This window comes from Rhizobacter sp. P3_C12 (assembly GCF_056402735.1).
The window spans coordinates 1-1,243 of the sequence record NZ_JBFUGW010000598.1 but is presented as its reverse complement, the minus strand read 5'-3'; the positions used below and the strand labels follow the sequence as shown (position 1 = coordinate 1,243).

The following is a 1,243-nucleotide window of genomic DNA, read 5'->3' as shown; positions in this document are numbered from 1 at the left end:
GCCTCAGATTGTTGCGAAGCTGTTCGATAATCCAGGATATTCGAGGTTCAAGATCAGTGTTTCGTTGAACGATACCAAGACAGATGGTGATGTGATTGTCGGAAACGTGATCGTCTGCTCTGACAAGGCGTGCTATCGGCCTGACATGCCCAACAAGAGAATCGGGCTGTACAACACAAGCAGCGGCAAGGCCGAACTGATCTACGAAGTTCGTCTCCCTGACGATGAAATCAAGAGCGTTCATTTCGATGAGGTGGCGGGGGGGAAGGTTGTTGTTGGTGATCTGAATCTGAGTACAACCTTGAAGCTGGACTCGGAGAGGGCGCAAGGCGGAGAGATTCTTGTATTGGTCAAAAAGAAGCAAGGCGGGAACAGGGTGGTTTATTACCCTGAGTCTTCGGCCGTCGGTTTTTATCACCCAGAGATGAACTCGGTTTACTACAATCCGGCATTCGCAGCTGCAGTGAAGCTGAAATTGGGCGTCGAGTGGAATATTGCGGCGCGAGCACTTGCGGCGCCACAGATATTCCTTCCCAGTGCTCACAATACTGGTGATGTCTATCCAATGGTTGATTTATACCCAGAAGTATATTTTCTGGCCAAGAGTTCGCTTCTCGCAAGGCCATTGAGGAAGCCCGTTGATGCCACATCAAGCTTCGATCCCATTCGAAAGAGTGTGAAGAAGACTGGGTTGTTTCGATTTGACGAAGAAGAGAGTCAAATCAAGTCGCAGGAAAATGTCTCGAGTACGTCCACTGCTTCATGGGTGGCGAATTGCGTGGCAGCCATTTCTCAATACCTTCCCACCATAACGTCATCGATGAGGTCGACAGGCGCGGTGTACTTCAGGAAATGCGAAACGATCCCACCGTATGTGCATATTGCAATCGGAGACAACTCGGATCCTCACGAGATTGTTGGAATAGCGTATGACTCACTGGATTCGACTGGCCTGCTGGCTCTTCAGAAAATAGAAACATTTTCGGTGAACTCTCAGGTCATGATCAATGGATTTTCGTGGGTGGGAGATCGGGGTAAAGGCCCGGGAACTGGTCTTGCCAGAGGATTCGTGCAAAGGGATTCCACAGTGCTGGGAAGCAACAGGGAAAATGGAGGCAATTCAGGAGCGCCCGGCTTGAACCAATTGGCGGTTCTGATTCAGCCTGGCACACAGCCGAAATGGAAGGAAGCCATCAATGGTCCCTTGTGGACGAACGGCGTTGATGGCGTCTCGGTTCCGTAC

General features: G+C 50.6%; 1 protein-coding gene. It reads left to right on the top strand.

Annotated features, from left to right (window positions below):
- On the top strand, positions 1 to 1,243 hold a 1,243-nt coding region (locus AC1DXV_RS34820; RefSeq protein WP_477938073.1), incomplete at both ends, for a hypothetical protein.